Annotated in this window: 4 protein-coding genes; 1 reads left to right on the top strand and 3 read right to left on the bottom strand. The window is 66.1% G+C overall.

Annotation, left to right across the window (positions count from 1 at the left end; all coding sequences use genetic code 11):
• The first annotated feature begins 491 nt into the window (after positions 1-491).
• Positions 492-2,177, top strand: a complete 1,686-nt coding sequence (locus D7V93_RS38995; RefSeq protein ID WP_443652008.1) for an RCC1 domain-containing protein — start codon at positions 492-494, stop codon at positions 2,175-2,177.
• A gap of 27 nt (positions 2,178-2,204) precedes the next feature.
• Here D7V93_RS38995 and D7V93_RS38990 read toward each other — a convergent pair whose 3' ends face one another.
• The 3 genes from D7V93_RS38990 to D7V93_RS38980 all read right to left on the bottom strand — a co-directional run.
• Positions 2,205-3,200 (bottom strand): putative metal-binding motif-containing protein, encoded by a 996-nt coding sequence (locus D7V93_RS38990; protein WP_120648131.1) that lies wholly within the window; start codon positions 3,198-3,200, stop codon positions 2,205-2,207.
• A gap of 140 nt (positions 3,201-3,340) precedes the next feature.
• Positions 3,341-3,889: a hypothetical protein gene (locus tag D7V93_RS38985; RefSeq protein WP_120648130.1), complete on the bottom strand. Its 549-nt coding sequence runs from the start codon at positions 3,887-3,889 to the stop codon at positions 3,341-3,343.
• Between the two features lie 3 nt (positions 3,890-3,892).
• Positions 3,893-4,389 (bottom strand): O-antigen ligase family protein (locus D7V93_RS38980; protein ID WP_147451571.1); only part of this gene is annotated, 497 nt, incomplete at its 5' end.

The raw sequence follows: 4,389 nt of genomic DNA, 5'->3' as shown, positions 1-4,389 counted from the left end.
CCCAGAACCCCAAGCCAGGGCTGGGATTGGGCGGGCATTGCAACGATCAGGTGGATGGGAGCAATCGCCCCGTCTTCAACGGCCATCCCTATCAGTGCCGGTCGGCCGAAGGCAGCCAGGCCACCGCGGACCCGTTCACGGACCCGAACTCAGGCAATGCCTACAAGGCGGTAGGCCTCTTCAACCGCTTCGATCTGGCACCTGTGAATGGGGCCGATTGCGGAGAGTACCGCATCGTCTTCGCGAAGCGCTCAGGTGAGACCAGTTTCGGGAACCGCAGCTTCATCATCTTCGAGGCGGTGCTGCCCAACCCCAACCCGGGTCTCGGGTTGGAGGGCTGCCTGCCGGTGGCGGAGTTCTGGCAGGGCCTGTCGACCAACAACGACGTGTCCTCGCGGGGGACCGCCCTCCGGCAGTTCTACCTCCAGGGCCTGCCTGGCTTCCGGCCCGTGGTGCACATCGACAATTACGGTGCGGATGCCGCGCGGGGCATGGGGCAGATTCGTACCAACATGTTCATGCAGTCGAACTGGTTGCTGCGTGAGTTCAAGCTCCAGAAGACCTGCGGCACTTCGACGTGCAGCGCGCTCAAGGCCGTCATTGTCACGGACAAGGCGAACCCCTTCGGAGGCCTGTTCAATCCCAGCTCCACGCACCCGTTGGCGGCGGACTTCCGCACCTTCCTGCCTGGCCAGGTGGCGATGCTGGCCACCCCCGACATCAACCTCTTCAACTATGAGGTGCCCGACCGCTTCAACGGCGGGCAGAGCGACGCACAGGGTTCGGAGAACGACTACACCTTCCAGGCCGGCACCGGAGGCACGCTCAGGTCGGCCATCCAGGCAGAGCTCACCCGCCTTGGCAGCCCGCTGACGCCGGATCACATCCTCCAACGCGCCAAGGCGCTGTCATGTGCGGGCTGCCACCAGCTCAGCAACAATGCCAGCGTCGGCCCCCAGCAGGTCTGGCCCAACTCGCTGGGGTTCACCCACATCAGTGAATTGACGGAGACCGGCCCCGAAGGACTCCGCTTCAGTCTTTCCCCGGCACTGGTGAATGTCTTCCTGCCGCACCGGAGGGCCGTGCTCGAGGGGTTCCTCAATCGCCCTCGTTCCTCGTGCCGGAACGGCTGCATTGCAGCGGGGAAGCGCTTCTCCCTGGCAGTACGCGCCCCCTCCACGGTCCTGGCCTGGGGGGTCAACACCAATGGCCAGCTTGGAGACGGGACGACCACGGACCGTCTCGGGCCGGTGCAGGTGCCAGCGATCACGGGAGTGGCGGCCCTCTCCGGGGGGACCGAGCACACGCTCAGCCTGAAACAGGACGGCACCGTCTGGGCCTGGGGGCTCAATGAGTTCGGAGAGCTCGGTGATGGGACGACCACGTACCGCCTCGCCCCGGTGCAAGTGCAGGGACTCTCCCCTGTCCTCGCAGTGGCCGCGGGGGGCTCCCACTCGCTTGCGCTGAAACAGGACGGCACCGTCTGGGCCTGGGGCCGGAACATCTTCGGCCAGCTCGGCAATGGGACGTCCGGAACCCGCATCACGCCGGTCCAGGTGCAGGGCCTCACGGGCGTGGTGTCCATCGCGTCCGGAACCTTCCATGGGCTCGCGCTGAAGCAGGACGGCACCGTCTGGGCCTGGGGGTTCAACCCCAGTGGCGAGCTCGGCGACGGGACGACCACGACGCGCCTCGCGCCGGTCCAGGTGCAGGGCCTCACGGGCGTGACGGCCCTTGCTGCTCGCGAGAAGCATTCGCTTGCACTGAAGCAGGACGGCACCGTCTGGGCCTGGGGGCCCAACTCCGGCGGAGAGCTCGGGGATGGGACGACCACGGCCACCCTGGTGCCCGTGAAGGTGAAGGACCTCACGGGGGTTGCGGCGATTGCCGTTGGCTGGTCCTTCTCACTTGCCTTGAAGCAGGACGGCACCGTCTGGTCCTGGGGGGTCGACAATTATGGCCAGCTCGGGAACGGGGCGGGGCCTGCCCAGCTGACGCCAACGCAGGTGTCGGGCCTCACGGGTGTCGCGGCCCTTGCCGCAGGCAATTTTCACTCGCTTGCGCGGAAACAGGACGGAACCGTCTGGGCCTGGGGCGGCAACTTCGAGGGCCAGCTGGGAGACGGGACGCAAACGAATCGTCCCGCGCCAGTGCAGGTGCCAGGGTTGGCGAACTGACCCTCCACACCCGGAGTTGATAACGGACTATGAGCAGGCGTCGCCGACGCCGTCCTGATCCGAATCCGCTTGATCCGCGTTGGGGACGCTCGGGCAGTTGTCGACGTCGTCGGCAACGCCATCTCCGTCCGTGTCGACGCCGGCCGGCAGATCGACGCCATCACAGTCCTGGTCGATTCCGTCCCCCGGCGTCTCGGTGGCTCCGGGGTGGACGCTGGCGTCACTGTCATTGCAGTCGTTGCCACTGTATGCCGTCGAGATGTAGCCATCCCCATCGGAGTCCCCGCTCTGGGTCGAGCATTGCTTGACGTTGCTGTACGCGGACGCTCCGTAACGGTCATAGAGCGCCACGCGGTACTGGTATGGGGTCCCTGGCGGGCGGCCGGTGTCCGAGTTGTAGCTGGCGCCCCAGTACGGGTAGGACTTGATGACCATCCACGACGTGGAGCCCGCGGCCGCCCGCTCCAGCTCGACGCGGTCGTAGTCGGTCGGCCGCGGGGGAAGCGACCAGGCGGTGTAGAGCATCGTCGTCGGATCGGGATAGTCCGGGTAGCAGTAGGTGAGCGTGGGTGCGGGCGGCGCCAGGTTGGCGATGGGCAGCGCATACGCCGCACCTGGGTTGGTGGACGTCACCCCCAGGGTGGAGACGTACCAATTCCCGGCAGAGGGGAACTTGAGCCCGGAGATGACGGTGGTCGTGGTGGACGTGGTGTCTGGATAGCGCACCTCGAAGCGATAGATGCCCTGGAAGCCGCTCCAAACATAGAGGCTGCTGAACTGGACCGTGAAGGTCTGCCCGGGACCTACCAATGTGGTCGGGCCGTACAGGGTCTTGTCGTACGAATTGAAGTCCGCGTCCGCGTAGACGTAGACCTGATTGGAAGGCCCGAATTTCCCAACGCCGTTGTTCTTGAACAGCACGGTGACCGTACCCGTGGTTGCGGCTCGGGCGGGGGCCGAGGCAACCAGCAGGGCAAGGACCGCTGGAAATGACAGGATGAACAGCAAACGATTTCGGGCCATCGCAGCGCTCCTGGACGGGGCTTCGACCTGTCCAACATTCACGGAGCCGTCTGTATTGTCGTTCTCGTCGTTTCCCTCCCGCCAGAAAATGACGCCCACTCCAAAGTCATTTCGCGTCAGCCTGACGGCGGGAATGTTCCTCAGAACCCGTTAATCGGCGCGTCGAACGTGCACGTCAACGTGTCGCCGTTCAGATAGCGATAGATGAACTGGCCCTCTGCGTAGAGGTCGTTCACCGTCTCGAACGTGACGGAGCCTTCCACGGGGCGGCCCGGCTGGAAGTAGCCGCCCTTCGAACCCTCCGCCGTCCAGAGCCTGCCCGACCACTCCGTCACCACCGACTCGCCCTGAGGGCCCAGACGGTAGTCCCCCTGCGGCACGAGCTTCGTCGTGTTCGCCTCATCCAGGCGTGTCCCGCGCATCAACTCGATGTCCACCCCGAAGGACCACACGTCGTCCTCCAGGCCCTCTGCTTCATATTGCAGTTGAACCCAGACTCTTCCGTTGCCGTACCTGTCCGGCTCCTCCCGCCCCAGCCAGGACCCGTCTTCGGAGATGGGCCACTCCACCCGCTTGCCCAGGTGGACGCCCTGACATTCACCGGTGGCCACGGGGTCGGGAATCAACGCACAGCCAGAGGCAGACATGGCACAGATGGACAGCATGAGCGCCGCACGAGGAAGGGTCATCCGCTACGCGCCCTCCGGTGATGGCTCTCGCCACTCACACAACCCCAAGCCCCAGACCAACATGAACGACAGGTGCACGCTCGGGTGGAACGGCAGGTAGTGCACCAGGGCCAGGACGTGGAAGCCCACGAAGGACAACAGCGCGCCCGTCGCCGCCAGTGAGCCCTGGCGGTGCCTGCGCACCAGCGCCCGTGCCAGCAGCGCATGCATCGTCGCCAGCAACACCAGCCCCACGAGCCCCGTCTCCGCCCACGCCGTCAGCCAGAGGTTGTGGGAGTCCGTGGCCAACAGGTCCGTGATGCCCGTCTCCGCCTGCGTCGCCAGTGCCGCGGGTTTGTGATTGCCGAAGCCCACGCCCACCCACGGGTGCTCGCGCACCAGGCGCCAGCCCACCGACATCGCCAGCGACCGCTCCCCGCTGCCGAACAGGTTGTCCACCGCCTTGCCGAACCGCTCCCGCCACGCGGGCGTCAGCAGCACCAACACCACCAGCGCCGCCG

It is taken from the genome of Corallococcus llansteffanensis (genome assembly GCF_003612055.1).
In the GTDB taxonomy this organism is placed as follows: domain Bacteria; phylum Myxococcota; class Myxococcia; order Myxococcales; family Myxococcaceae; genus Corallococcus; species Corallococcus llansteffanensis.
Note: the sequence above shows the minus strand (reverse complement) of the source record. Positions and strands in the feature narration are given on the sequence as shown.

Bases quoted from the DNA above. Each gene is read 5' to 3' on its own strand.
- D7V93_RS38995 (WP_443652008.1), top strand. From the start codon at position 492: ATGGGGCAGATTCGTACCAACATGTTCATGCAGTCGAACTGGTTGCTG.
- D7V93_RS38990 (WP_120648131.1), bottom strand. From the start codon at position 3,200: ATGGCCCGAAATCGTTTGCTGTTCATCCTGTCATTTCCAGCGGTCCTT.
- D7V93_RS38985 (WP_120648130.1), bottom strand. From the start codon at position 3,889: ATGACCCTTCCTCGTGCGGCGCTCATGCTGTCCATCTGTGCCATGTCT.